The sequence below is a fragment of the Thermanaerothrix sp. genome (assembly GCF_056331585.1).
Window position 1 is genome coordinate 1 of the sequence record NZ_JBWGPQ010000020.1, and the last position, 25733, is coordinate 25733.

The 25733-nt window shown below is 54.4% G+C and carries 24 protein-coding genes; 17 read left to right on the forward strand and 7 right to left on the reverse strand.

What is annotated here, in order from left to right:
* Positions 1-954 (forward strand): MFS transporter (locus AC01YT_RS08275; RefSeq protein WP_476674446.1); only part of this gene is annotated, 954 nt, incomplete at its 5' end.
* Between the two features lie 53 nt (positions 955-1007).
* On the opposite strand, the gene AC01YT_RS08280 is transcribed toward AC01YT_RS08275, so the two are convergent.
* The 5 genes from AC01YT_RS08280 to AC01YT_RS08300 form a co-directional block, all read right to left on the reverse strand.
* Positions 1008-1877, reverse strand: coding sequence for an energy-coupling factor transporter transmembrane component T family protein (locus AC01YT_RS08280; RefSeq protein WP_476674448.1), 870 nt, complete (start codon positions 1875-1877; stop codon positions 1008-1010).
* A gap of 66 nt (positions 1878-1943) precedes the next feature.
* A complete protein-coding gene (locus AC01YT_RS08285; protein WP_476674450.1) occupies positions 1944-2876 on the reverse strand; it encodes an ECF transporter S component in 933 nt (310 codons plus the stop codon).
* Positions 2877-2888: 12 nt separating this feature from the next.
* Complete coding sequence (locus AC01YT_RS08290; protein WP_476674452.1) at positions 2889-4511, reverse strand: ABC transporter ATP-binding protein; 1623 nt, start codon at positions 4509-4511, stop codon at positions 2889-2891.
* Between the two features lie 34 nt (positions 4512-4545).
* Positions 4546-5760: a tyrosine--tRNA ligase gene (gene tyrS / locus AC01YT_RS08295; protein WP_476674454.1), complete on the reverse strand. Its 1215-nt coding sequence runs from the start codon at positions 5758-5760 to the stop codon at positions 4546-4548.
* Positions 5761-5809: 49 nt separating this feature from the next.
* Positions 5810-6718 carry a TIGR01777 family oxidoreductase gene (locus AC01YT_RS08300; protein ID WP_476674456.1) on the reverse strand — a complete coding sequence of 303 codons (909 nt, stop codon included), beginning with the start codon at positions 6716-6718 and terminating at the stop codon, positions 5810-5812.
* 493 nt (positions 6719-7211) lie between these two features.
* Here AC01YT_RS08300 and ileS point away from each other — a divergent pair, with 493 nt between their 5' ends.
* From ileS to AC01YT_RS08325, 5 genes are all read left to right on the forward strand, one after another.
* Positions 7212-10364 carry an isoleucine--tRNA ligase gene (ileS, locus tag AC01YT_RS08305; RefSeq protein ID WP_476674458.1) on the forward strand — a complete coding sequence of 1051 codons (3153 nt, stop codon included), beginning with the start codon at positions 7212-7214 and terminating at the stop codon, positions 10362-10364.
* Positions 10365-10573: 209 nt separating this feature from the next.
* A complete protein-coding gene (locus AC01YT_RS08310) occupies positions 10574-10897 on the forward strand; it encodes a hypothetical protein (protein ID WP_424911864.1) in 324 nt (107 codons plus the stop codon).
* Positions 10898-10939: 42 nt separating this feature from the next.
* Positions 10940-11599 carry a GTP cyclohydrolase II gene (ribA, locus tag AC01YT_RS08315; protein ID WP_424911863.1) on the forward strand — a complete coding sequence of 220 codons (660 nt, stop codon included), beginning with the start codon at positions 10940-10942 and terminating at the stop codon, positions 11597-11599.
* Positions 11550-12296 carry a RibD family protein gene (locus AC01YT_RS08320; protein WP_424911862.1) on the forward strand — a complete coding sequence of 249 codons (747 nt, stop codon included), beginning with the start codon at positions 11550-11552 and terminating at the stop codon, positions 12294-12296. The genes ribA and AC01YT_RS08320 overlap by 50 nt, the downstream gene beginning before the upstream one ends.
* Positions 12293-13321 (forward strand): zinc-dependent alcohol dehydrogenase, encoded by a 1029-nt coding sequence (locus AC01YT_RS08325; RefSeq protein ID WP_424911861.1) that lies wholly within the window; start codon positions 12293-12295, stop codon positions 13319-13321. Before AC01YT_RS08320 ends, AC01YT_RS08325 begins: the two co-directional genes overlap by 4 nt.
* Here AC01YT_RS08325 and AC01YT_RS08330 read toward each other — a convergent pair.
* Positions 13318-14196, reverse strand: a complete 879-nt coding sequence (locus AC01YT_RS08330) for a 1-acyl-sn-glycerol-3-phosphate acyltransferase (RefSeq protein ID WP_476674461.1) — start codon at positions 14194-14196, stop codon at positions 13318-13320. The genes AC01YT_RS08325 and AC01YT_RS08330 overlap by 4 nt on opposite strands.
* A gap of 75 nt (positions 14197-14271) precedes the next feature.
* On the opposite strand from AC01YT_RS08330, the gene AC01YT_RS08335 reads away from it, so the two are divergent.
* The 7 genes from AC01YT_RS08335 (at position 14272) to ltaE (ending at position 19755) form a co-directional block, all read left to right on the forward strand.
* A complete protein-coding gene (locus tag AC01YT_RS08335; protein ID WP_424911859.1) occupies positions 14272-14649 on the forward strand; it encodes a 6-pyruvoyl trahydropterin synthase family protein in 378 nt (125 codons plus the stop codon).
* A 2-nt stretch (positions 14650-14651) separates the two neighbouring features.
* Positions 14652-15752, forward strand: a complete 1101-nt coding sequence (locus AC01YT_RS08340; protein ID WP_476674464.1) for a glycosyltransferase family 4 protein — start codon at positions 14652-14654, stop codon at positions 15750-15752.
* A gap of 13 nt (positions 15753-15765) precedes the next feature.
* On the forward strand, positions 15766-16689 hold the full coding sequence (locus AC01YT_RS08345) for a class I SAM-dependent methyltransferase (RefSeq protein WP_476674466.1): 924 nt from the start codon (positions 15766-15768) through the stop codon (positions 16687-16689).
* On the forward strand, positions 16686-17135 hold the full coding sequence (locus AC01YT_RS08350) for a GIY-YIG nuclease family protein (RefSeq protein WP_424912948.1): 450 nt from the start codon (positions 16686-16688) through the stop codon (positions 17133-17135). Before AC01YT_RS08345 ends, AC01YT_RS08350 begins: the two co-directional genes overlap by 4 nt.
* 72 nt (positions 17136-17207) lie before the next feature.
* Positions 17208-17750: a signal peptidase II gene (gene lspA, locus AC01YT_RS08355; protein WP_476674467.1), complete on the forward strand. Its 543-nt coding sequence runs from the start codon at positions 17208-17210 to the stop codon at positions 17748-17750.
* Positions 17747-18685, forward strand: a complete 939-nt coding sequence (locus AC01YT_RS08360; RefSeq protein WP_424912946.1) for an RluA family pseudouridine synthase — start codon at positions 17747-17749, stop codon at positions 18683-18685. Before lspA ends, AC01YT_RS08360 begins: the two co-directional genes overlap by 4 nt.
* A 29-nt stretch (positions 18686-18714) precedes the next feature.
* On the forward strand, positions 18715-19755 hold the full coding sequence (gene ltaE / locus AC01YT_RS08365) for a low-specificity L-threonine aldolase (RefSeq protein ID WP_476674468.1): 1041 nt from the start codon (positions 18715-18717) through the stop codon (positions 19753-19755).
* Here the strand turns inward: ltaE and AC01YT_RS08370 are convergent.
* Entirely contained in the window at positions 19752-21386 is a 1635-nt protein-coding gene (locus tag AC01YT_RS08370) for a diguanylate cyclase domain-containing protein (protein ID WP_476674470.1), read from the reverse strand. The two genes, ltaE and AC01YT_RS08370, sit on opposite strands and share 4 nt — an antisense overlap.
* Positions 21387-21613: 227 nt before the next feature.
* On the opposite strand from AC01YT_RS08370, the gene AC01YT_RS08375 reads away from it, so the two are divergent.
* From AC01YT_RS08375 to AC01YT_RS08390, 4 genes are read left to right on the forward strand one after another with little or no spacing between them, the layout of a single operon-like run.
* Positions 21614-22453: a purine-nucleoside phosphorylase gene (locus AC01YT_RS08375; RefSeq protein ID WP_476674472.1), complete on the forward strand. Its 840-nt coding sequence runs from the start codon at positions 21614-21616 to the stop codon at positions 22451-22453.
* A 41-nt stretch (positions 22454-22494) separates the two neighbouring features.
* Positions 22495-23202 (forward strand): hypothetical protein, encoded by a 708-nt coding sequence (locus AC01YT_RS08380; RefSeq protein ID WP_476674474.1) that lies wholly within the window; start codon positions 22495-22497, stop codon positions 23200-23202.
* Positions 23203-23208: 6 nt separating this feature from the next.
* Positions 23209-23748, forward strand: coding sequence for a GNAT family N-acetyltransferase (locus AC01YT_RS08385; RefSeq protein WP_476674476.1), 540 nt, complete (start codon positions 23209-23211; stop codon positions 23746-23748).
* Positions 23749-23781: 33 nt separating this feature from the next.
* On the forward strand, positions 23782-25680 hold the full coding sequence (locus AC01YT_RS08390; protein ID WP_476674478.1) for a histidine kinase N-terminal 7TM domain-containing protein: 1899 nt from the start codon (positions 23782-23784) through the stop codon (positions 25678-25680).
* The last annotated feature ends 53 nt before the right edge of the window (positions 25681-25733 follow it).

The following is a 25733-nucleotide window of genomic DNA, read 5'->3' on the forward strand; positions in this document are numbered from 1 at the left end:
CGCTTGTTGCTCTTCCTCGGTCCGGCGGTTACCGCGATTATGATGTCCCTGGTCGGGGCTGCACCGACCTATCCCCTGGCGATGGTGTTCCTGCTTATCGTTGGCTTTTCTTCAGCCGGGTTTCACGCCATCGGCCCGGCTATTGCCGGGCGGCTCTCCGCCACGCGGCTCGGTCTGGGCATGAGCCTGTGGATGGCAGCTGGTGAACTCGGGCGCACCCTCGGCCCCCTCATTGCGGTCGCGGCAGTCCAGGGCTTGGGACAGCAACGCCTACCCTGGTTGATGGTCATCGGGATCGTGGTCTCGCTTGCCGTTTATTGGAACCTGCGCGATGTACCTACTCAACCCCAACAAGCGCCCGATCCACTGCCCTGGCACGAAGCCTGGCACTTGCTACGCCCCGTGTTGCTGCCAGTCAGCTTGCTTCTTATGGCTCGCGCGTTAGCCCAGGTGGCTTTTTCTACCTTCCTGCCCACATTTCTGACTGAAGAAGGAGCAACGTTGTGGCTGGCAGGAGGCTCGCTCACGATCATGGAATTTGCCGGCATTGGTGGCGCCTTCCTGGGTGGATCACTGAGTGACCGCTTCGGGCGTAAATCCGTTCTCCTCATCGCCGGGATTGGTGCGGAGGTCTTCACTGTGGCATTTCTCGTTACGACCAACCTCATTCTTCGCCTAGTTACCCTGCTGGGACTGGGAGCCACAATGCTTTCTATGACTCCCATCCTGATGGCATTAATTCAAGATCATTATCCCGAGCAACGCGCCCTCGCCAATGGGGCCTTCATGGCTGTAAATTTTGTCGTTGGCTCGTTGGCCATGTTAGGTGTTGGGTGGCTGGGTGACCATTTTGGATTGCACACAACCTATTGGCTTAGCGCCGGAATTATGATGCTCGGCCTGCCCATTATCCTGGGCTTGCCGGAGAATCATCACTCGCGCTCACGGCAGTAAAGCAAATACGCCACCTGGGAATGCAGGTGGCATGTTAGTTTAAGATCGGGAAGTTACTGCGCCAATCGGAGCAAGAAATCTGGTACCCAGAATTTGCCAAACCCCCACAGTGAAAGTGCAATACAAACCAACAGCATCACCACACCAAACGCAATCAGGGCACGATCACGCGGACGGTAATGCAGTTCATCCACCCAAGTGCGTGGGCCAACCCCAAAGGCACGCAAATCCATGGCATCAATAATATCCTCGCTTGCCACGATAGCGTGAATGGTGACCGGCACAATCAAAGGCGCCAGTTTGCGCACTTGAGCGAATAGGCCCCCGGAAATCTTTTCCAATTCATAGCCTCGCGCACGCTGGGCATCCATGGTCAACTGAAAATCGCGCCCAAATGAGGGGATAAAACGCATGGTTAAATCCATGCCATACGCCACCTTGTCCGGTAAGCCCAGGCCGCGGAACGTGACGCCGTACAGAGCAGGATTGAGCGAATAGGGGATGAGAATGGTCATACTGGCCAGGCTGAACACACGCACCATCATCGCCACTGCATAGGCAATGCGCTCGGCGCTTAAGACCAGTGTGGGGCGCCAACCTAAAAGCGTGAAACCTGCGCTCAGGCGACGGATGATATGCTCCTCCTTGTAGAGTTCAATCCCGCCCCGCCCGGTAAGTAGGGTAAGAAAAGAAAAGAACAAGATAAATCCGCCAATGAACAGCCAGGCCCGCCGCATCTCATGCCACTTAATTCCTGAGGTGAAGACGGCCACCAAGGCCATCGCAAAGAGCACCAAGAGGTAACGCAAATCCCAGAAGAGTACCGTGCAGGCAATGTAACAAAGAAAGAAGATGATCCAGGCTCGGGGATCAAAACTCTGAATTAGGGATTTACGCGGTCGGTAGCGCCAGGTAACCAGCATAAAGGCTCACTTTCTCCTTATTGGGGGGCAGACTGGTGAATCGTGGTCTGCCCCCCGACCTAAAATTCACCGTCCGGTTTGGCGTTGCACCGAAGCAAACGCTACAACCAGCAAAGGCACCAAAATGGCGGCAAAGATCGCATTCGGCCCCGCTGCGGGCAGGAATTCACCAACGATGGCTACAGCCGGCGGATAGCCATTAATCCAGATATCCGAAATGGCCGCAAAGCCAATGCCCAGGAAATTGCCCAGAAGGCTCCAGGTCACTGCCGCCACCACATCCAGATTCTGGCCAAATAGGAAACGCACCAACAACACCAACACAAAACCGACCACCGCCGAGAGACCCGCAAAGAGGCTGATCGTCGCATCGCCAAAAATGCCGGCTTCGGGATCAAAGAACATCATGTTGGGCACGTTGCGATTGACAAAGAAGATCACCGTCGCCAGGGCAGCCAGCAAAGCGCTGGCAATCAAAACCGCATCCACGCTGCGCTTCTTGTCTTTGAAAAGGTGTACCAGGCCAGCGACGAAACCAACCAGACCATTACCGATGCTCCACTGCGGTGAAAGGCCAAAGCCGGTCAGGGCATCACCGAACATGTTCCCTACCGCACCGCTAAAGAACCCCACCACCGGACCAAAGGCATAGCCGAAGAACATCGGGATGGCAATCGCCGGGCGTAGCGCCACCTGGCTGACCGAGGGCACCGCGAACACCGTACCATTGAAGAGGAAGGAGAGCACCGCATAGAGTGCCGCCCCAATAGCCATGTAAACGACTTCGCGGGTGCCCACGTCCCAGACCGGGCTTTGACGGGTCAGGGCGTAAATGATGAAAACAATCAAGAGGCCAATCCCAACAAAAACAAAGCGTAACACGCCGGTCTCATCCAGTTGCAGGTTGGGGTTAATCAACCCACCAATCCAGACAATCAACAGGAAGAAGACCAACACACCGATCAGCGAGAAAAGAATTGATCGCAAACGCTTATCCATCTTTGCTCCTCCTTATCGAGCCAGTGAAAAATGGGCCAGCGCTTCTGCGCTGAGAAAACGATGGGTCGCAGGTAGATATTCCAGATTCAGGCGCAACAACGACGTTGGAACCAGGCGGCAGGCTTCCAACCGCTCCAGGTCACTTAACACGTCTTCGGGCGCGCCATCCGCCACCACCTGTCCATTGCTGACCAAAAGCACGCGATTGGCATAACGGATGGCCACATCAATGTCATGGGTAATGAAAAGGATCGCCTCAAAGCCAGGCATTTGAAGAATGGAATCCATAAAATTAATGTAATTTTTGTAATCCTGCCCGGCGGTGGGTTCATCCATGACCAGGATACGCGAGCGCATCGAAAGGATGGCGGCGATACTGACACGTTTCTGCTGTCCAAAGGACATCGAGAGCGGTGGAGTCTGCTCATAGCCTGTCAAGTTCACAATCTGGATCGCCTCCATCACCTCCTTTCGAATGGTTTCGGGATCATGATCAAGGTTTTTCGGCCCAAATGCCAGTTCTTCATAGACGGTAGGTGCAAAAAGCATGTGGCTTGGGCTTTGGAAAACATACCCCAGGGTACTGGCAATTTCAGCGACGCTCATCTGACGGGTATCCCGCCCGCGGATCAGCACTCGTCCCCACTTGGGCTTGAGCAAACCGATCGCATGCTTAACCAGCGTCGTCTTGCCGGCACCATTAGGGCCTAATACCGCAATCACATCACCCCGGTAAATCGCCAAATTAATCCCATGTAAGACCTCGGTCTCGGTTTCATATCCAAAATGCACATCCTGAAATTCTACCAACGGCTCCCGCGGCCCTTCGCGCACGCTGGGCAACCACTCCGGCGTAGACGGAGGGGAGGTGCGTGCCGCCAAATCTAAGACCATGCGCGCAGGGAGTTTGATCTCACGGAAGTCCACATAATCCACCAGCTGCTCGGCCGTGCCATCAAATTTAATTTCGCCATCACTCATATAAAGCACGCGCTCAGGATGAATGGTCAATACATCTTCAACGCGATGCTCGATCAGGATAATGGTCATTCCTTCATCCGCCAATTGGCGAATCATACTCAGCGCATCTTGAGCACTAGCCGGATCCAGGCTGGCCAGGGGTTCATCCAAGAGCAAAATCCCCGGGCGCATCGCCAACACCCCGGCCAAAGCCACCTTCTGTTTCTCCCCGCCCGAAAGATTAAACGTTTCACGGTCGCGTAAATGGGTAATTTTCAACCGCTCCAAGGCCTCATGGGCGCGTTGGAGGATTTCCTCGCGGGGTAAGCCCAGGTTTTCCAGACCAAACGCCACTTCATTGATCACCCGTGAACCCAGAATCTGGCGTTCAGGGTCCTGCAACACAGTACCCACCATTTGAGAGATGCGCGCGAGTGATAGTCCGCGCGTATCCTGCCCAAAAATGCGAATGCTCCCTGTCAGTTCCCCTTTATAACTGCGCGGGATCAAGCCATTAATACAGCGGATCAAGGTTGTCTTGCCACACCCACTGGCGCCAGCGATCAGCACGACTTGGCCAGGTTGCACGCTCAGGTTAATATTGCGGATCGCCGGTTCGCTACGGCTGCGATAACGGAAGGTGAGGTTTTCAATGACCAGCGGTAAATCAGACATTGGACTCCGTCCCAGAATTGCATTTACAATACGTTCAGAAAACCACTTTCAAGAATTGACGTTTGCCCACCTGCAAGACACCAGGATACGGGATCGGCGCGTTAGGATCAGTCAAAACCTGGCCATCCAGGCGCACCCCTTTTTGCTCAATCAGGCGACGGCCCTCACTCTTGCTTTTGACCAACTGGGCATTCACTAAAATATCTAACACGCTTTGCCCCGCTTCGGCATGGAATTCGGGAATCTCTTCGGGCAAATCGCGTTTCTGGAACAGGCGCACAAACGCCTCTTGAGCACGCTGCGCCGCTTCTTCGCCATAGAAGTTGGCCGTAATTTCAAAGGCCAGTTTCATCTTGGCATCGCGCGGATGCAAAGTGCCATCGGCCAATGCCTTCTCGAACGCTGCTACTTCATCCGGCAACCAGCGCGTGACCAGTTTGGCATAGGTGGGCATCACAAAATCGGGGATGCTCATCACTTTACCATACATGTCCTCAGCCGTGGTGTTAATAGGAATATGATTCCCCAAAGACTTACTCATCTTAACTACGCCATCGGTTCCAGGTAAAATCCCCATAATGATGGCGATATTAGGTTTGGCACCAAGGAAGGTCATTATTTTGCGCGCTGCCGTGACGATATTGAATAATTGATCGGTGCCGCCAACCTGCACATCGGCCTTGAGCATATAGGCATCATAGCCTTGCATAATGGCATAAAAGGTCTCATGCAGGTAAATAGGATCGCCGCGCTCCCAGCGCAGGCGGAAGTTTTCACGGGTCAAGAACTGCTGGAGGGTAAAATTAGCGGCTAGTGGGATCATATCCGCCAGGCAGAGTTTCGAGAGCCACTCCGCGTTATAGCGAATCTTAGTCTTGGTCGGATCCAAGATGCGGAAGGCTTGCTCTGCGTAGGTGCGCGCATTTTCTTCAATCTCTTCCGGGGTGAGGCGAGGGCGCAATTTGTCTTTGTCGGAAGGATCGCCGATGAGCGAGGTAAAATTTCCGATCAAAAAAGTAACCTCATGCCCCAGATCCTGAAACTGGCGTAACTTGCGCATGGTGACTGTATGACCAAGATGTAAATCCGCCTTGCGTGGATCATAACCACAATAGACCCGCAACGGTCGGCCTTCCTGCTGCGCCTCGATCAGCCGTTCGCGCAACTCCGCCGCCATAGCCTGTTTGAGCGCCTCGTCGCCGTATTCAGTACCTTGCATCAAAAGTGCAACTTGCTCATCAATGTTCATAGCCACGTCCTCCAGGGGTTGGTTAATTATACCTAAATCTCGGAGGACATCACGAAGCCAACAGGTCACGCAGCGCTGATTCCAAATTTTCAAACCTAAAACGGTAACCCAACTCTAAAAGTCGGTGCGGGACAGCTCGTTGCCCATCTAGCACCATGGTACTCATTTCTCCTAAAAGCAATCTCAAGATCAACGCCGGAACCGGGAGCCAGAAAGGGCGGCGTATGACTCGAGCCAGTGTTCGCCCAAAATCTACGTTGCGCACAGGATTTGGCGCTGTAAGGTTATACGGTCCCCGGGCTTGTTCATGCTGAAGCAGGAAGAGCATCGCCTCGATTTGATCGGCAATATGAATCCAGGGCATCCACTGCTTGCCACTCCCCAGCGGTCCCCCTACGCCCCAGCGAATGGGCAGTACCAGACGCTTCAGCGCCAGGCTGTCCTTCGCCAGGACAATCCCGGTGCGCAAGAGCACTCGCCGAACCCCCCAAGCCTCAACAGGCTGGGTGCTGGCCTCCCATTGCACGCAGAGCTGACCTAGAAAATCCTTGCCCGGAGGCGCATCTTCGGTGATGATCTCATTGCCGCAGGGTCCATAATACCCCACTGCCGAGGCTTGCAGCAAGACCAAAGGTTTGTGGGAGGCTAGAGAGAAGGCTTCCACGACCGCTTCACCACTCCAAACGCGACTGGTGAGAAACTCTTGCTTGCGTTGTGGTGTCCAGCGGCCAGCCCCTAAATTTGCCCCGGCCAAATTGACTACCGCGTTCATCTCAGCCAGCACATCCGCCCATGGAGCGCCGTGGCGTCCATCCCAGGGATACACGGTCACTGCCGACGGCAAGCGCACCGCCTGAGGACGGCGGCTCAGAACACTGACCTCGTGCCCCATTTCCAGCAAGCGCCCGATCAACGCCCGCCCGATAAAACCACTGCCGCCAATAATCAAAATCCTCATGGATCAGCCTCACTTCCTTACAAAAACTTATATCTATGCGAAAATTAAGGGGACGTGGAGCATGGTTACTTTTGATTATACTTTGATCCCCTCACCCCGAAACCCTGTCGGCGGTTGATTTTTTGCCCACTTCGTGGCATAATTTGCACATCCGAAAAGCGACGATGGAAACGAGTAGGCTCATGCGAGGCTGTCAGCGAACCCGGGAGAGTGTGAGCCGGGGCAGATCGGTGAGCCGAAAATCCTTCCGGAGCTGCAAACTGAACGCGGACCAGAGGGTTCGTCAGTAAGGGCGCCGGCCTCGCCAGCCGTTACCCAGGGCGCAGGTATCAACGGGAAAACCGGGCGTACCTGGTAGAGTGCCTGCCTGCGGGCAGGAATCAGGGTGGTACCGCGAGAACCCCTCTCGTCCCTGAAGTGGAGAGAGGGGTTTTGTTTAGATATCATCTCATTTTCGGAGAGATCAAACCCAAAGTTATTAGAGGAGTAGCGTATGTTCCGACCCATCTCACCGAAACTCGATATCGTCGCGCTTGAGGAGTCCATCCTACGTTTTTGGAAAACGCATGATATTTTCCACGAAACCCTGCGCCAACGAGAAGGCCAGCCGGAATATGTCTTCTACGAAGGGCCTCCCACCGCTAATGGCAAGCCTGGCGTACATCATGTCCTGGCGCGCGCGTTCAAGGACGTCTTTCCCCGCTATAAAACTATGCGCGGCTTTCACGTCATTCGCCGCGGAGGATGGGACACTCACGGTCTCCCGGTCGAGATTGAAGTGGAAAAACAACTGGGGTTTAACACCAAGCGGGAAATTGAAGCCTATGGGATTGCCCGCTTCAATGAACTCTGCCGCAAATCAGCCTTCACCTACATTCGCGAGTGGGAGAAACTCACCGAACGCATCGCCTATTGGGTTGACCTGGACGCTGCGTATATCACCTACACCAACGATTACATTGAATCGGTATGGTGGATTCTGAAAAACTTCTGGGAACGCCATCTACTCTATCAGGGTTTCAAGGTCGTCCCCTACTGCCCGCGCTGTGGCACGCCGCTTTCGGATCATGAGGTTGCTCTCGGTTACGATGAAGCCACCGATCCCTCGGTTTATGTGCGCCTACCTCTGGTGGACGAACCCGGGACGTCCTTATTGATCTGGACAACCACGCCCTGGACCCTGCCCGCCAACGTAGCTGTAGCCGCCCACCCGGACGTAGACTATGCGGTCATTGAACGCAAAACTCCAGAAAATGGTAAAGAACGCCTGATCCTGGCCGAACCGCTGGTTTCACGCGTATTCGGAGATGAGCCGATTACCGTGATTGCCAAAATGAAAGGGCACCAGTTGAAGGGTAAACGCTATCACCCGTTGTTCACTTTCCTCCCGGTGGATAAACCCGCCCATTACGTCGTTTTGGGCGATTTCGTAACCACCGAAGAGGGCACCGGCCTCGTGCATATGGCACCTGCCTTCGGCGCAGAGGATATGAGCGCAGCGCTGGAATACGACTTGCCTATCCTGATGACCGTCAATGAAGAAGGTGCTTTCATCCCCGAGGTGCGCCCATGGGCCGGTAAATTCGTCAAAGATGCCGACCCCGAAATTACCGAGGACTTACGCCGCCGTGGGCTATTGTTACGCGCCGAAACCTACACGCATACCTATCCCTTCTGCTGGCGTTGTTCTACCCCCTTGCTGTATTATGCTCGCCCCACCTGGTACATCCGCACCAGCCAGTTCAAAGAGCAAATGGTTGCTCTGAACGAGAAAATCAACTGGTATCCTGAACACATCAAACATGGGCGCTTTGGTAACTGGCTGGCTAATAACATTGATTGGGCCTTAGGGCGCGAGCGCTATTGGGGCACGCCTCTGCCCATCTGGGAATGCCAGCAGTGTCACCATCAGGAGTGCATCGGATCAGTCGCCGAACTCTCGCAAAAGGCCGGGCGAGACCTCTCAGGGCTAGACCTGCATCGCCCCCATGTGGATGAAATCCGCTGGAAATGCCCGGAATGCGGCGGCACCATGACCCGCGTCCCGGAGTTGATTGATGTCTGGTTCGATTCGGGAGCGATGCCGGTTGCCCAATGGCATTATCCATTTGAGAACCAAGAGATGTTCAAACGCCAATTCCCGGCGGACTACATCTGCGAGGCCGTTGACCAAACGCGCGGTTGGTTCTACTCCCTCCACGCCATCAGCACGCTGCTATTCAATGAAGTTGCTTATAAGAATGTGATCTGCCTCGGGTTGATCTTGGACGCTCAAGGGCAAAAGATGTCCAAATCACGCGGAAACGTAGTAGACCCCTGGGACGTGATCAATCGCACCGGTGCTGATGCCATGCGCTGGTACCTCTACACTGCTAGCCCGCCCGGCCAGGAACGTCGTTTCTCGAGTGATTTGGTGGCCGAGGTGCTGCGCAATTTCGTGCTCACCTTGTGGAACACTTATGCCTTCTTCGTGACATACGCCAATCTAGATAAGTGGCAACCCTCAGATGAGGAACCCGAATATACCCCCCTGGATCGCTGGCTGCGCTCATCATTGCATGTACTGGTACGAGATGTCACCGACGCCTTAGAACATTACGATGTGTTAGACGCAACCCGCCCCATCGAGACCTTTGTGGATCAACTTTCCAATTGGTATCTGCGGCGTTCACGGCGGCGCTTCTGGAAGAGCGAATCGGATGCCGACAAACGCGCCGCCTATGCCACTCTCTACGAGGCACTAGTCACGCTGAGCAAACTGCTGGCACCCACCATGCCCTTCCTGGCCGAGGCGCTTTACCAAAACCTGGTGCGCTCAGTAGATCAAGAAGCGCCCCTCTCGGTGCATTTAGCCGAGTGGCCAGCATATGATGAGCAGGTCATTGACGAACGGCTCAACCGTGAGATGGCGCTGGTCATGCGCCTGGCATCCCTTGGACACGCCGCGCGCAACAAAGCCAATCGCAAGGTGCGCCAACCCCTGGCCGAAGCCGCCTTTGCCGTGGGCAACGCTGAGGAAATTCCAGTGGTGCAAGCCTATGCTGACCTCCTTGCCGATGAGTTGAACGTGAAGCGGGTACGAGTCCTGGATGCTACCAGCGAAGCCGTGGCCTACAGCCTCAACCCACTGCCCAAGCAATTGGGGCAAAAGTATGCCAGCCGCTTCCCAGCCATCCGCAAGGCCATTCTCGATTTGGATCCAGAGCCGGCGGCCAAACGTTTGCTTAACAATCAACCGATTGAGGTTAATGTGAATGGTGAGACATTCACCATCCTGCCCGAAGAAGTTGAAGTGCGCGTCCAGGCACGCGAGGGTTTTGCTGTGGCCTCCGAAGGACCTTATCTGGCTGCCTTGGTTACTGATTTAACCCCTGAATTGATCCAGGAGGGATTGGCCCGCGAGTTTGTGCGGCGGGTACAGGAACTGCGTAAACAAGCCGACCTTGATATCGCCGACCGTATCCGCCTCTATTACCAGGCCACACCCGGTTTGGAAGCCGCCGTTGCCACTTTTAGGGAGTACATCATGGGCGAAACCCTGACCGTTGAGATGCTCAACCAGCCACTACCGCCTAACCTTCCCGCCGCCGAAGATACGTTCGACGGCGAGAGGCTGAAAATCGCTCTGGAACGGATCAGCCGGTAACGTTTGCCAATCCTGGTTGCAGAAACTCGGGCAGGCTTTAGGCTTGCCCGAGTTTTTACATCGCCCCACAACCATTCCAATTGTTGATAAAATACATAAAAATTAATCGCTTCGGTATCCTAATGCTCTATTGGGAGCACGTCCCAGGTCAAGTTGAACGACCTTCGTCATCCCCAAGAACACGGCGGCCTTTGAAATCGGAGTCACATGTGAACCAAAAATCTACTCAACCGTTGCGAACTTTTGCACTCATCTTACTGGCCCTGGCCACGGCCGTCATCCACATTTCTCTGCTCTTTCCCGATCTTGTCTTCATCCTCAACGGCTTAGGCTATGTGACCTTTCTCGGCGCCTATTTACTCGGCCGGGAACGCCTCGGCAAGCGCTTTCGTTGGGTGCGCTACGGCTTCATTGCTTACACCGGGGTGACCATCTTGTTGTGGGTGCTGTTTGGCGCCCGCACACCTTTGGGCTACCTCACCAAAGTTATTGAGGCTCTTTTGGTTGGTTTATTGGTTACCGACCGAACTTAATCTGACATCCTCCTATACAAAACGGTTATGATAGGTGATCGAATGCGCAATTTAGAGGTAAAACGTGAGGTCAGCACAATGCTCCCTACTGTGTGGGGTGAATTCCGCTTGCATCTTTATACGGACTCGATAGAGCACCGCGAACACCTGGCGCTGGTGCGGGGACACCTTGACCCCCTCACTGCCGTCCTCACCCGTGTTCACTCCGAATGTTTTACCGGGGACGTGCTGGGATCGCGTCGCTGCGATTGCGGCGAGCAACTGCATCAAGCCCTGGACCACATTGCTGCTCTTGGGCAAGGAATCTTGATCTACTTGCGCCAGGAAGGGAGGGGTATTGGCCTCCGCGAGAAATTGCGCGCTTACAATCTGCAAGATCAAGGGCTGGACACCGTAGAAGCCAATTTAGCCCTCGGCCATCCGGCAGACGCACGCCGTTACGATATTGCCGCCCTTATCCTCAGAGACTTAGGGGTTTTGCGGGTGCGTCTTATGACGAATAACCCCCAAAAAATTCATGATTTGGAAGCCTTGGGCATTCATGTGGTCGAACGTGTGCCACTCTTGCCCACAGTGTATCCTGAAAATGCGGCCTATTTGAGCAGCAAAGCCTTACGCTTAAACCATTGGCTTGATTTGGGAGATCTACCCCATGTCGGCCTGGATCACCCTGGTGGAAATGGCCAGAAGCCGCATCCGTGAGTGGCAGGCCGAAGGCGCTCAGCGTTGTGAAACGGAACAGCGCCCCTGGATAACCCTGGCCTTTGCCCAAAGCCTGGATGGGTGCTTGACGTTTTCCCAAGGGCATCCCAGTGCTCTCAGTGGTGAAGCCGCTCTCCTCCTAACCCATGCCCTACGCGCCGAGCATCGGGCGATCTTGGTGGGTGTGGGCACGGTGCTGGCCGACAATCCCCGCCTGACCGTGCGTCTTGTATCGGGGCAACATCCCCAACCGCTGGTTCTGGATACCCGCCTGCGCACCCCGCTGGAAAGTCACATCTTACACCATCCCACTCAACCCCCATGGATCTTCACCGCAACCAAAGCCCCCGCCGATCGCCGAAGTGCACTGGAAGCCTTGGGGGCGCGCATTGTGCCTTTGGTAAACGAACCGGGCGACCCCATCCCTCTCCGCCTCATGCTGAGTTACCTATGGAAGCACGGAATCCGTTCATTGATGGTCGAAGGAGGCGCCAGAGTCCTCACGGCGTTTTTGGAAGCCCGATTGCTCGATGCTGTTATCATTACCCTTGCCCCCATCTGGATCGGCGGTTATCATTATATAAACAAGTTGCTGGTTAGCCCTGAACGCGAGGCTCCCGGCGTGACACTCTGGCAATGGGAAATGTGGGATCGAGACCTCATTCTATGGGGGAGGCCTAGAACGTATCACATATGAAACGCCAGTCACTCATCTTCAAAGCACCGCTTGCGGTAGAAATTCGAGAGGAGGATTGCCCCGATCCTCAAAATGGTGAGGTGTTGGTGAGAACGATCGCCAGCGCAATTAGCGCTGGTACAGAGGTATTGGCCTATACCGGACAAATTCCCAGTTGGATGAGCCTGGATGAAACCCTTCCTACTCTTAAGGGGACATTCACGTTTCCCTTCAAGTATGGTTATGCCTGTGTGGGAGAAATCATCGCCATCGGCGCAGGGGTGGAAGAAACCTGGCTTGGGCGCAAGGTGTTCGCTTTTAACCCTCACGAAAGCGCTTTTATTACGCCATTGGAGTCACTGATCCCACTCCCCGAGGGATTGAGCGAAGAGGATCTTTTGTTTCTGCCCAACATGGAGACAGTGATTAACTTCATCCAAGATGGTCGTCCGATCTTAGGAGAGCAAGTCGTTGTCTTTGGTCTGGGTATGGTGGGGTTGCTCACCACGGCCTTACTGACCCGCTTTCCACTCCATCGCATTGTCGCATTGGATCGTTATCCCCTGCGGCGCAAAGCCGCACTGGAACTGGGGATCACCGCAGCGTTTGACCCCCTCAGCGAAGATGTGCTGCGCGGATTGCGATCCATCTTGGAGTCACTTGGCTATCACTCGGGTGCCGATTTGGTGTTTGAAATCTCAGGAGCACCTGGTGCCCTCAACCAAGCCGTTGAGATTACCGCCTATACCGGTCGCATTGTCGTTGGTTCTTGGTATGGACGTAAACCGGTTGCCCTAGATCTGGGAGGGCGCTTCCATCGCAACCGCATCCACATCATCTCAAGCCAGGTGAGCACGATTGCCCCCGAACTCAGCGGGCGCTGGACCAAAGCGCGCCGCCTTGAGATGGCCGTCGAAGCTCTCAAGTGGTTGCGTCCCTCATTCTGGATCACTCACCGTTTTCCCCTCGAGCACGCAGCCGAAGCCTACCAGTTGCTCAGCGAGTACCCCGAAGAGGCGTTGCAGGTCATCCTAACCTACGCCTAAAAGGGAAAACTGGCTTTGATATGGGCAATCACGGCCTGGGTGATAGCATGCACCTCGTGATATGAGACGAAACGACCGGCTTCCAACGGTGGCAGGACGTGTACGGTCACCCTCACCGGCCACTGGTTGGGGCGGTGCAATTTTACGAGCAACCACAACGTCGCCGCCAAACGCTCTTGTTCGCGTGCCGAACGGCGTAAACGCCTCAAGGGATGATGCAAAGCGGCAGAGGATAACACACCGCTGACAATCAATGGTAATACGATCGCTTCCGGCACCGCGCGCACAAAGACCCCGATACTCTCCGACCACGTATTAAGGGAGTCATAAGCACCTGGTATGACTGCCGGATCCGGCTCAATCCGCCCGGCGGGGAAGTTAAGCAGCGCACCCCCCGATCGCAGGTGTTGAATGGCCTGACGGATCACGCCCATACGGGTGTTCTCATCCATAGGTACGCTGATAAGGTGTTTCTTGATTGCCGGCAGGGCATCTAAGAAAGGGCGTTCAGCCGCCAAAACGCGCAGATCATCACGACGTATAGCGGTGAAAAGCGCCAGCGCATCGCTCAAGCCTGGGTGGTTCGCCAACACCAACAGCGGCCCAGTGCAAGGGATGAAACCTTCGCCCAGGATTTCGAGGCGCTGAACATATAGAGAGACAAATCGAGAAGCCGCCCGGTGCAGTCCGATGTCCGCTACCTCATGGTCAAAGGATAGGATCTGGCGCGCAAATCTACGAGCCGAGGGGCGCAGAAGGGCAGCTAAGCCCCTTCCTAATAGGGTGTAGCGTTTTACCCCCAGCGCTTCTAGCGCATCATCCAGGTTAATTTCAGTCAAAGTATGTTCACGAACGTCGTTAAGCTTCAGGCTCATGCTATGATTATAAAAGACTAATCTAAATTATGTCTTTTTGCGCCTAAATGATCTGATTCAGAAAGGAGCTTTTCCATGTATCATGTGGCCGTCTCGCGCTCTTTCATTGCCCAACACTACTTAATTGGCGGAGACTGGGGTAGCGAGAACCTGCCTCATTCTCATCCCTATCGTCTTGAGGTTGAGGTTAGCGGTGAACATTTGGACGCACATAACTATCTGATAGATATTACAATGCTGGAAGCCGCATTGGAGGAACAAATCGCGCGCTATCGGGATCGGCTTCTCAACGACCTGCCCGAATTTGCCGGCGTCAACCCCTCACTGGAATACTTTGCTCGTTTGATATGCGAGAGAATGGCTCAAAAACTGCCCACCACGGGCCTAAGGCGCCTGTACGTGCGACTGTGGGAGCATGAAAACGCCTGGGCAGCTTATGAAATGACTTTCTAATCATGCAAGTAGGACTGATCATTTACGGTAGCCTGAATACACTCTCCGGCGGTTATCTTTACGACCGTTATTTGGTGCATTACCTGCAAAACCAAGGGGATACGGTCACTGTGATCTCACAACCCTGGCTGGGATATGGCTTAGCCTTAGCACACAATTTCGACTTCAAACAAAAACGGCGCCTTAAGGCTCTCCCCCTGGAGATACTGCTACAAGACGAATTAAACCACCCCTCGCTTTTTGGGCTTAATCATCAATTGCGCTCAACAGTACATTATCCGATTGTCGCTATTGTGCATCATTTGCGAAGCAGTGAGCCTTATCATCCCCGTATAATCCGTTATCTGTACCGATGGATCGAACGGGCTTATTTGAACAGCGTGGATGGCTTTATCTTTAATAGCCGCACCACGCAACAAAGTGTCTATCATACCTGTCGCTCCGCTCAAGAAAAGCCGCATTGTATCGTTTACCCCGGAGGAAACGCCCAAGGTGAAGGGATCGCCGATCCTAACTACCTCATGGAGCGCAGCTATCAGAACGGCCCCTTGCGCATTCTCTTCTTGGGCAATCTTATTCGGCGCAAGCGCTTGGATGTGCTCCTATCTGCCCTTATGACACTTCCCCGTACAACGTGGATTCTAGACATCGTGGGACGCACCGATTTAGAACCCCAGACTACTCACGCCATCCATGCGTTTATCCATCGGCATAATCTCTTACCAAATATCCGCCTGTGGGGCGCTTGTGGCAACGAGACCTTACGAGAACTATTGGCCCACCACCAGGTGTTAGCTGTGCCTTCGGATTATGAGGGCTTCGGCATCGCCTATCTTGAAGCCATGGCTTATGGGCTCGTGCCGATTGCCACGACCTCTGGTGGTGCAGCTGAAATCATCTCCCATGGTCAGAATGGGTTCCTCATCCCACCTGGCCACTCCGAGACTCTGGCCCAAGTACTTGCGCTTCTCTATGAGCAGCGTGACATGTTGGCACAGATGAGCCTTGCCGCGCGTGTTCGTTATGAGGCGTTTCCCACCTGGGAACAAAGCATGGCCAAAGCGCGACACTTTATGCATACCCTGGTCACTTCATGGACTTAACAGGCGTAATCGTATGGGCTCTTTTGAGTTTAACTTTCAGCATTATTTAGAAGTCAAACGCAGCGTGGATGACCTCGCTCTCAACCGCCAGGTTTGGAATGTCCTCGTCAATCACACCAGACGTACTGCTCAATGCCCTCTGAAACTTTTAGAAGTTGGAGCCGGTATCGGTACCATGATTCAACGCGCCTGGGAATGGGGTCTGGTGGATAATGCCATCTATACGGCCCTAGACCTTGACCCTGCCAACTTGTTTTATGCACAAGGTGCGCTTGTAAGATGGGCCCACCAGAATCGCACCCATCTTGAAAAGAAAACCGGGCGTTACCACCTCCAGAAGGGACAGCGTTCTCTTTGGGTGGAATTCCTAGCCGCCGACGCCTTTGCACCCGGCCAGTCCCCCTTCCGAAGCGGCGCCTTTGACGGCATCATCGCCCACGCGGTGATGGACCTGGTCAACCTTGAAGCGGGACTGAGCACACTGATATCTTATGTGCGCCCGGGTGGATGGCTTTATCTCACCCTCAACTTCGATGGCCTGACACAGTTCTTGCCCCTTCTGACTCCTGATCTGGACGCCCAGATTATTGCACTTTATCATCAAAGCATGGATGAGCGCCGTTTCCATGGCCTGCCCACCGGAGGGAGCACCACCGGTCGGGCATTGTTTGTCCTTGGCCCTGCGTTAGGATTAGACCTCATGGCCGTCGGGGCATCGGATTGGGTGGTCTCGCCCCGGCACGGGAAATACCAGCCCGAGGAAGCCGATTTTCTGCGTAGCATTCTTTACTTTGTTGAAGACAGTTTGAGCCGGCAAGCATTAATCTCACCGACCACGCTGTCGGATTGGTTGGCTATCCGAAAGGAGCAAATTGCACACCGCGAATTAGTTTTCATTGCCCACCAGTTAGACTTTCTCTTCCGCGTGCCCGAATGACCTTGACCTTGCCCACCACTCCCGGCATCTATGGCCTTGTCTTATGGCTGCCCCACAACACCCGCGCCCGTATTGGACAATTGGGCACGTTTGATTTCCCTGCCGGTTGGTACACCTATTGGGGGAGTGCTCACGGGCCGGGCGGGATCGCTGCGCGTATTCGCCATCACCTCAGTCTCGCCGTCCGGCCTCACTGGCACTTCGATTTTTTGCGTCCATACGGGCAAATCAAAGCCGTGTTATTCACCATCAGCCCAGACTACTCGGAATGCCAATGGGTGCAACAGGCACTCACCTTTGCAAATGCCATCATTCCGATGCAGGGTTTTGGCAGTCGGGATTGCCGGCAAAAGTGTCCTTCCCACCTGCTCTACTTTGGCACTAAACTAGATCTAAATGACCTGGCTGTACACGTCAAGGCCTCTGGTTGGATTTACCTGGATTAAGCCCTAAGGGCATTTACCGGCTCAATCCCATACCATGGATTAAAATAGGGAGGACAATTCTGGGAGGCTCACGTGAAACTCTGGACGCGTTATCGCTGGCTCATTTTGATTGCCGGAGGGGTTATCCTCCTCGATCAGGTGACAAAAGCCCTGATCCGCCAAAATTTGGCGCTTTACGAAACCTGGGTGCCCTGGCCGTGGCTGGCACCTTATGCCCGTATTGTACATTGGTACAATACGGGCGTCGCCTTTGGGTTGTTACAGGAACAGGGGCAGTTCTTCGCCATCCTGGCTGTGTTGGTTGCTCTCGCTATCCTGTATTACTTCCCGCGCATACCCGCGCAGGAAACTTGGCTGCGCTTGGCGTTGAGCCTTCAACTGGGCGGCGCAATTGGCAATCTGATTGACCGTCTGACCATTGGGCATGTTACCGATTTTATCTCTGTGGGCACTTTTCCCGTCTTCAATGTCGCCGATGCCAGCATTACGATTGGCACCGCGCTGTTAATCTTAAGCGTGTGGCTGCAAGAACGTCGGGAACAAGCAGCACGCAAAGCGACACCCTCCCATACTTCCGAAGAAAGTCTCTCGGCCTCGACAACCGACCAGCAATGAACGAACTTGATCAGGTGATCACCTTTGCTTTCGAGAGCGCTCGTGAAGAACGCCTGGATAAGGTATTGGTACAGTACCTGCCCGATTTTTCGCGCGCTCGGTTGCAGAACCTCATCAAGGAAGGGAAGGTAAGCCTTAACGGGCGGGTGATCACGAAGACCGGATTTCCCGTCCAACCCGGCCAACAGATTCAGGTTATCCTGCCGCCCCCCCAGCCTAGCCGCCTTCAACCGGAAGACATCCCTTTGGATATCCTTTTCGAGAATGATGATTTGATGATCATTAACAAACCTGCTGGCATGGTGGTTCACCCTTCACCGGGGCATGCTCAAGGCACCCTAGTGCACGGCATTTTAGCCTATCACCCTGACCTCGAAGGGGTGGGCGGGGAACGCCGCCCCGGAATTGTTCATCGCCTTGATAAAGAAACTTCGGGGCTGCTGCTGGTGGCGAAAAATGACCGCGCCCATCGCTGGCTACAGGATCAGTTTCGTCATCGCCAGGTTCATAAGACCTATTTGGCTTTGGTAGATGGTCGCCCCCCCACACCGCATGGGCGAATTGAGGCGCCCATTGGCCGCGATCCGCTTCATCGCCAGAAAATGAGCGTGCTTCCCCCGGGTAAAGGACGCGAAGCCATCACCGAGTATCATACCCGCAAAGCCTTCCGCCAACACACCCTGTTGGAGGTGCATCCGCTCACTGGGCGCACGCATCAGATTCGTGTGCACATGGCTTTTTTGGGGTGCCCGATCGTGGGTGATACCCTCTATGGTCACCGTCATCCCAGCCTTCCTCTGCAACGTCACTTCCTGCACGCCGCGCGGATAACCTTGCGCTTGCCCGGCGAAAAAGAACCACGCACTTTTGAAGCCCCTCTTCCAGCTGACCTAGAAAAAATCCTGGCGTGGTTAAGCCAGTATCAACCAGCCTGATATCTCACCTGAAAGGGATCTAATCCTCCATGATTGATTTGCGCTCCGATACCGTAACCCATCCCACTCCTGCTATGCGCGAAGCCATGGCCCGCGCCGAGGTTGGGGATGACGTTTATCGTGAAGATCCCACGGTTAACCGCCTCGAAGCCATGGCTGCCGAACTGTTGGGAAAAGAGTCCGCCCTTTTCGTCCCCTCCGGCACTATGGGAAACCTAATCGGAGTCTTAGGCCATTGCCAGCGCGGCGATGAGGTTATCATGGGACACCTGGGTCATACCTTCTTGTTTGAAGGTGGTGGGGTCTCAGCCCTGGGAGGGGTTTTCGTCCATACGTTGCCTAACCAACCGGATGGCACTTTGCGCCTGGATGATATTTTGGCCGCCATCCGCCCGCCGGATGTACATCACCCGATCACCCGCCTGGTGGTCTTAGAGAACACCCATAACCGCTGCGGTGGCATACCGCTAAGTGTGGCCTATACCCACCAGGTCGGAGACGCGATCCACGCCCGCGGCTTAGCGCTCCACCTAGATGGTGCCCGCATCTTTAACGCCGCGGTGGCTCTGGGAGTAACCGCCAAAGCACTCGCCGAGCCGGCCGATACGGTGACCTTCTGCCTGAGTAAAGGGTTGTGTGCACCAGTCGGCTCTGTACTTTGTGGCTCGCGGGAATTCATTGAACGCGCGCGACGCATCCGCAAACAACTGGGGGGAGGCATGCGTCAGGCTGGGATCCTGGCCGCTGCCGGCATTGTAGCGCTGGAAACCATGATTGACCGTCTCACCGAGGATCACCGCCGCGCCCGGATGCTAGCCGAAGGTCTGGTGCGCCTACCGGGGATCAGCCTGACAATGGGTATGCCAGCAACCAACATGGTCTTTATCTCCCTGGATGAAAGCCTTCCCATAGATGCATCGGCTTTTGCGGCTCGTTTGGCCGACTATGGAGTACGTGTGGGTGTGGTGGGGGTGCGCCAGTTCCGCCTGGTCACCCATTATTGGATCGGCGATGCCGAAGTTGCCCAGACCTTAGAGGCTTTTAGAGCCGTGCTTAGTGCGCTAGGTTAACCATCGGTTTGCAGATAGGTTGCTTGCTCCATAGAGAGCGCTTCATCACCCGAATCGGTTTTTCGCTCCCAAAAGTCGGCATCAGGTTCAACCTGATCGCGTCCGCGGCTTTTCGCCTTATAGAGCCGTTGATCGGCTAAATCGATGAGCGCAAACGCCTCATCGGCTTCATCGGGAAAGACGGCAATTCCCTGACTGACCGTCGGTGGTTTGACCGGGTTGCCCATCCGGTCGGTAAACGTAGCCTGACGCAAGGTCTCACGGATACGTTGCGCCACGCGATGGGCTTGAGCGCCAGTGGCGTTGGGTAGTGCAATGGCAAATTCTTCGCCACCCCAACGCCCCACCCAATCGGTACGCTTAATGTGCTGACGGATGGCCTCGATGATCAGCTTGAGCACCTGATCTCCCATCAGGTGTCCAAAGGAATCGTTATACTCCTTGAAGTAATCCACATCCAACATAATCAGGCTAACGGGCAAACCTGTACTCCGTGCCTGCGCCAGAGCACGCTCCAGGGTCTCGAGAAAGGCATTGTGATTGAGCACCTGGGTCAAGCTATCCAACTGGGAACGCTCTTCCACGTGTTGATGATGGCGAGCATTAGCAATAGCCATGGCTACGAGTTGGGCTAGGTTTTCCAACAACCATACATCCTTATTCGAGAAGGCATTTTTTCGGTAAGAAGCAACTACAATGACCCCAATGACCTTACCCCCCACTGACATGGGCACCCCTAACCAAGATTGAGATATCCTTGGTTGCCCCACATATCGCACGCTTTGCTTATATTTATACCGCTCCAATTCCATATCATTGATCAGCAAAGGTTGCGCCCGGCGTATGACATGAGCAACCAGTGTATCTTCGAGGGTCACCTCGGTCGGTGGAAAATACTCCCCGAGATCATGGATCAGCTCAAGATGTAGTTTGTCTCGATGCAGCAGCCCGAGAAAGTAGGAATCAGCTGGGAGCGATTCTTGCACCCAACTGCAAGCCAAGTTGATAACCTGATGATACTCAATGGTGGAAGCCAGTGCCCGTGCCGCGCGATTGAGAATATTTAGATGATTCACTTGTTGGAGGTACGACTGACGTAGCCGCAATGTCGTTTCAGCCAGCAAGGCACTGGTGAGAAAGAAAAGTGTTGCTTCTTGCCAGAGAGTGTGGGCTTCAAGCCATCCCAGGAGATACAACCCCGTTGCCGTCAGGGTGACCGCAGCAAACAGCCCATAAGTCGCTTTGCGCCCGTGCACCACCGCGGTCAGGGTGATTAAAATGATCCCCAACACCGTGGTGTACCCCGGCATGAGGTGGTTGTGAAGCCCAAACGCCAATAGGATTACCACTCCGCTACCGATCAAGCCCAGATAATTTGCCGAGCGCTTTGGTTTAGATTGAGGGGAGCGAAGAAAATGAAATAAAGCCCGGGCTGTAATTGCTATCCCAAACAAGCCAAAAAAGAGACTGATTTGGCGCGACAACCAGGGTAATGGCGTAAAAAGCGCATATCCCACCAACACCGCATTAAGCATCAACGCTGTCGCCACTGCCGGCCAAACCGGGTAGACCTCTTGTGAGTTGGGGAACCTATCCAAGAATTTCAAAATGGAAGGCAACCGGGGTGCCATCTCGGCATTTCTACATGGTATATGTGATCTTCCTTTCATTATATACCTTTTCCTATCCAAAGCGCTTTTTATTTTCGTAAGCCTCCATAGCAACGGTATTTTCTATCCCCCCAATAAAGGCATTGGGCTTTCTGATATAATCAAACCTGCCAGGGAGCGCTCAATTCCACAGCGGAAAGCCACTGTGGTAAGTTATTATTCTTTATAAGGACAGGAATTGGAAGCACATGGATACACATACACTGGAAACGATTTACCAGGCCCGTGATTACCTTCGCTCCAAACTCCCCCTTCAACCTCGAGTCGCTTTGATCTTGGGATCAGGCCTAGGCAGCCTGGCCGAACACATTGCCAACCCCACAATCGTGGATTATTGCGACATTCCGCACTGGCCGGTCTCAACTGTTCCTGGGCACAGCGGGCGGTTAATTGTGGGGGAATTGGAAGGTCAAGTGGTGATGACCATGCAGGGGCGTGCGCATTACTACGAAGGTTACACCATGGCCCAGGTCACCTTCCCCATCCGAGTGATGCAAAGCCTGGGTATCTCCGCATTGATCGTCACCAACGCCGCCGGTGCAGTGAACCCAACCTTTGAACCCGGTGATGTGATGCTGATCACCGACCACATTAACCTCATCGGTATGGCTGGGTTAAACCCCTTACGTGGCCCCAACCTGGATGAGTTCGGCGAGCGTTTCCCGGACATGAGCCAGGCTTATGATCGCGAGCTGATGACCTACTGCCGTGCCGCAGCGGTTGAAGCCAACCTCACCCTACGTGAGGGGGTTTACATCTGCTTGGCCGGTCCTTCGTTTGAAACCCCCGCCGACCTGCGATTCTTGCGCCTGATCGGAGCGGATGCGGTGGGCATGTCCACCGTTCCAGAGGTGACCGTTGCCCGCCACGGCAAAATGCGTGTCCTGGGCCTTTCGGGCATCAGCAATAAAGCCAACTTGGATGGAAACACGATCACCACTCACGAAGAAGTGCTGCAAGCCGGGAAAGTACTGGTGCCAAAACTAACCACGCTAATCCGCGGTGTGCTCAAACGGCTTCCGGCTTAGCCCAATCCCCTTGTCCCCACCGCAGCACAAAACCAGGAGCCATGGACGACCTGCTGCGTTTTCTGAAGACCTACGAAACCTGGATCTACACGTTTCTGGGGATTGCGGCCTTGGTTGGATTACGCAATCTGATTCGCGCCTGGGAGGATTGGCGCGGTGCCGTCTTTGGGCTCGAACGGGAGAGTGCACTGATGCGGTTGCGCGGGGCACTAACGTTGCTGGTATTCGTCATCGGCCTGGCACTACTGGAGTTTATCACCGTTTCATTTGTCTACCCCGCGGCGACCGCTCTGCAACCGTTACCGACCCCTACCGTTGCCCTACTCGAAACGCCACTTGCCGCTCCTCTTGCCGCGCCGACCACTCCCACTCCCGCGATCACCGCAACCCTTTTGCCCGCTACACCGGCTGCTGAAGGATGTGTCCCGGGTCAGATTGAATGGACCAACCCCAAAAATGGAGGTACCTTGCAAGGCAAGGTGGTCTTACGCGGGACAGTCAACGTTCCAAATCTGGGGTTTTACAAATACGAATATCGCGCCATCGGTTCTGAAGATTGGTTGACGATTGCCGCCGGTAACCGTCCCATCATAGACCAACCCCTTGGAGGGGAGGGCAGTGGAGAATGGGATACTGAAATGGTCACACCCGGAGACTATGAATTGCGTCTCGTCGTTTATGATAACACCAACCAGCCCTTTCCGGCTTGCGTGATCTCTGTGCGCATTCTCGCTCCTGATGGAGGATGATCCCACATGCCTCAAATTGAAATTCGCCCTGTACTTTCTGCCGATTTACAATACCTAGTCGCCATGGACCACGCCATTGAAATCCATTACGTGTGGCAAATGGAACGTTTGTTGGAAGAAGGCCAGGTTACGATTGGCTTCCGCGAAGTGCGCCTGCCTCGGACCGCTCGCTTGCAGTACCCGCGGTCGCCAACGCTCCTTTTGCAGGCATGGTCTGAGCGCAGCGGTGGGCTGGTAGCCCTATTAGGCGGGAAACCAGTGGGTTATCTGACCTTGAGCGATTCGCGCGCGCCAGCCACTGCCTGGGTGCTTGACCTAGTGGTTGATACACCTTTCCGCCGCCAGGGGATTGCCAGCGCGTTGTTGCTGGCTGCCGAATCCTGGGCATTGCCCCGTGGCCTGCGCAAAATCGTGCTGGAGATGAGTTCCAAAAACACGCCGGCCATTCACCTTGCCCTCAAGGCTGGCTACGAGTTTAGCGGTTTCCATGATCGCTACTATGCCAACCAAGATATCGCCCTTTTCTTCAGTCGCCTCTTGCGTTAGTATTGTAAAGACAGGTTAGGTCATGGGTTGGGTATGTTAACCGTACTGATCACCCTCAACCAGATCCTGGTCGCTGGGGTCGCCATTACCGCCTTTGCATTGTTGTTATATGCATTGGCCTTCAATCTGCGCGATCGGGTTGCCCGTTCATTTGCGTTGATCTTGGTGACGGTGGTCATCGTCTATACAGCTGAAGCCCTGGCCAGCGTGGCTAGCCAACCGGTACAGCAGGCTTTTTGGCTACGTACCCAATGGATTGGGATCATCTTACTCCCTGCTGCCTATCTGCACTTCTCAGATGCGCTATTGGAAACCACCGGTAAACCTAGCCGTGGCCGGCGGCGCTTTTTCGTTCGCCTGGCTTACCTGATCTCGGTGGTCTTTTTGATGCTACTCCCAACACCCTGGTTGGTTGGTCCGCTGGTCCAGAACGGCGCACCTGCCCCGCACTTGCGCCCAACCCCCCTCACGGATCTTTTCACGCTCTGCTATGCCCTGGCCATAGGCATCAGCGGCTACAACCTGGTACGTGCCTTCCGACGTTCTACCACTTCAAGCGGCCGCCGCCGTATGTTCTACTTGTTGATCGGATCCATTGCGCCAGCATTAGGCTCTTTTCCCTACCTACTCTTTGGTTCAGCCCTGGCAGCGCGCCACGTTACACTTTTCTGGCTTTTTTCCGTAATCAACACCTTCCTGGTGGGGGGATTGGTTGTGGTCATGGCTTACGCGGTGGCGTTCTTTGGGGTGGGCTGGCCGGATCGCACCGTGAAGAGCCGTTTGCTCAAGTGGATCCTGCGCGGCCCTGTAACCGCCAGCCTTACCTTGGCTGCAGTCACCATCGTACGCCGCACCGGCGAGCAGTTTGGCACTCCTTACTCTGCTTTAGTGCCGATGACCATGGTCGCCACCATATTATTGAGCGAATATCTGATCACTTTATTCTTCCCTTTGCTAGAACAATGGTTGTTTGACGGTAAAGACAAAAATGACCTCGAACTTCTGCGCCGGCTGGAAACACGCTTACTAACCCGCAACGACCTGCGTCAATTCCTAGAAGCCCTTCTGGCAGCCGTCTGTGATCGATTACAAGCACCGGGGGCATATGTTGCGGCTCTGGATGCGCAAGGACTTGAACTTCTGGTGTGGGTAGGAAAAACCGGGCTGGAAAATAACCACACTAATGCCTCCCTCAATCAAATTTTGGCTCAAAATGGCGGTCTAAGCGGGCGTTTTCGCTGGGGCAACGATGTGCTGATCCCTCTCATGGATGAAGATGCAGAAGGTGAGCCTCAAATACTGGGTGTTTTAGGTATTAGTGATGTGGATAACCTGGAATTGGATAGCGAACAAGAGCAGGCCCTGGCTACGCTGACCGCCCGCATGGTCCTGGCGCTTCAAGACTATCGTTTGCAGCGCGAAGTATTTGAATCCCTGCGCACCTTGACCTCACAGACCGAACTTATCCAGCGTTTGCGCGCCAGTGGCCGTTATCATCAGAATGCAGCCTTACAGAATGTACCGCCCGAACCCACTGATCTGGCCCAATGGGTGCGCGAGGCACTATCCCACTATTGGGGTGGCCCAAAACTGACGCAAAGCCCCCTCCTACGACTAAGTATTGTCCAACGCGCGATTGAAGCCTACGATGGAAACGTCTCTAATGCGCTGCGAGCCGTACTAAAAGAAGCCATTGAAAGGGTGCGTCCTGAGGGGGAAAGGCGATTCACGGCCGAATGGGTGTTGTATAATATACTAGAATTAAAGTTCGTCCAAGGTAAAAAGGTACGCGAGGTTGCCGCGCGCCTAGCAATGTCGGAAGCCGATCTTTATCGGAAGCAGAAGGTTGCCATAGAAGCTGTAGCCAGAGCCCTCCTGGAAATGGAAGAACAAAATCAACGCCAGTCCCAAATACCTTCAACTCGGGGGTAACCCGATCCTTCAGGGATCGGATTTCATTTTATATGTGTTTATTGGGGAGGAAT

Excerpts from the sequence above, each read along its gene's own strand:
- AC01YT_RS08280 (WP_476674448.1), bottom strand. The coding sequence starts at position 1,877 with ATGCTGGTTACCTGGCGCTACCGACCGCGTAAATCCCTAATTCAGAGT.
- AC01YT_RS08285 (WP_476674450.1), bottom strand. The coding sequence starts at position 2,876 with ATGGATAAGCGTTTGCGATCAATTCTTTTCTCGCTGATCGGTGTGTTG.
- AC01YT_RS08290 (WP_476674452.1), bottom strand. The coding sequence starts at position 4,511 with ATGTCTGATTTACCGCTGGTCATTGAAAACCTCACCTTCCGTTATCGC.
- tyrS (WP_476674454.1), bottom strand. The coding sequence starts at position 5,760 with ATGAACATTGATGAGCAAGTTGCACTTTTGATGCAAGGTACTGAATAC.
- AC01YT_RS08300 (WP_476674456.1), bottom strand. The coding sequence starts at position 6,718 with ATGAGGATTTTGATTATTGGCGGCAGTGGTTTTATCGGGCGGGCGTTG.
- ileS (WP_476674458.1), top strand. The coding sequence starts at position 7,212 with ATGTTCCGACCCATCTCACCGAAACTCGATATCGTCGCGCTTGAGGAG.
- ribA (WP_424911863.1), top strand. The coding sequence starts at position 10,940 with ATGCGCAATTTAGAGGTAAAACGTGAGGTCAGCACAATGCTCCCTACT.
- AC01YT_RS08320 (WP_424911862.1), top strand. The coding sequence starts at position 11,550 with ATGTCGGCCTGGATCACCCTGGTGGAAATGGCCAGAAGCCGCATCCGT.
- AC01YT_RS08325 (WP_424911861.1), top strand. The coding sequence starts at position 12,293 with ATGAAACGCCAGTCACTCATCTTCAAAGCACCGCTTGCGGTAGAAATT.
- AC01YT_RS08330 (WP_476674461.1), bottom strand. The coding sequence starts at position 14,196 with ATGAGCCTGAAGCTTAACGACGTTCGTGAACATACTTTGACTGAAATT.
- AC01YT_RS08335 (WP_424911859.1), top strand. The coding sequence starts at position 14,272 with ATGTATCATGTGGCCGTCTCGCGCTCTTTCATTGCCCAACACTACTTA.
- AC01YT_RS08340 (WP_476674464.1), top strand. The coding sequence starts at position 14,652 with ATGCAAGTAGGACTGATCATTTACGGTAGCCTGAATACACTCTCCGGC.
- AC01YT_RS08345 (WP_476674466.1), top strand. The coding sequence starts at position 15,766 with ATGGGCTCTTTTGAGTTTAACTTTCAGCATTATTTAGAAGTCAAACGC.
- AC01YT_RS08350 (WP_424912948.1), top strand. The coding sequence starts at position 16,686 with ATGACCTTGACCTTGCCCACCACTCCCGGCATCTATGGCCTTGTCTTA.
- AC01YT_RS08360 (WP_424912946.1), top strand. The coding sequence starts at position 17,747 with ATGAACGAACTTGATCAGGTGATCACCTTTGCTTTCGAGAGCGCTCGT.
- ltaE (WP_476674468.1), top strand. The coding sequence starts at position 18,715 with ATGATTGATTTGCGCTCCGATACCGTAACCCATCCCACTCCTGCTATG.
- AC01YT_RS08370 (WP_476674470.1), bottom strand. The coding sequence starts at position 21,386 with ATGGCACCCCGGTTGCCTTCCATTTTGAAATTCTTGGATAGGTTCCCC.
- AC01YT_RS08375 (WP_476674472.1), top strand. The coding sequence starts at position 21,614 with ATGGATACACATACACTGGAAACGATTTACCAGGCCCGTGATTACCTT.
- AC01YT_RS08380 (WP_476674474.1), top strand. The coding sequence starts at position 22,495 with ATGGACGACCTGCTGCGTTTTCTGAAGACCTACGAAACCTGGATCTAC.
- AC01YT_RS08385 (WP_476674476.1), top strand. The coding sequence starts at position 23,209 with ATGCCTCAAATTGAAATTCGCCCTGTACTTTCTGCCGATTTACAATAC.
- AC01YT_RS08390 (WP_476674478.1), top strand. The coding sequence starts at position 23,782 with ATGTTAACCGTACTGATCACCCTCAACCAGATCCTGGTCGCTGGGGTC.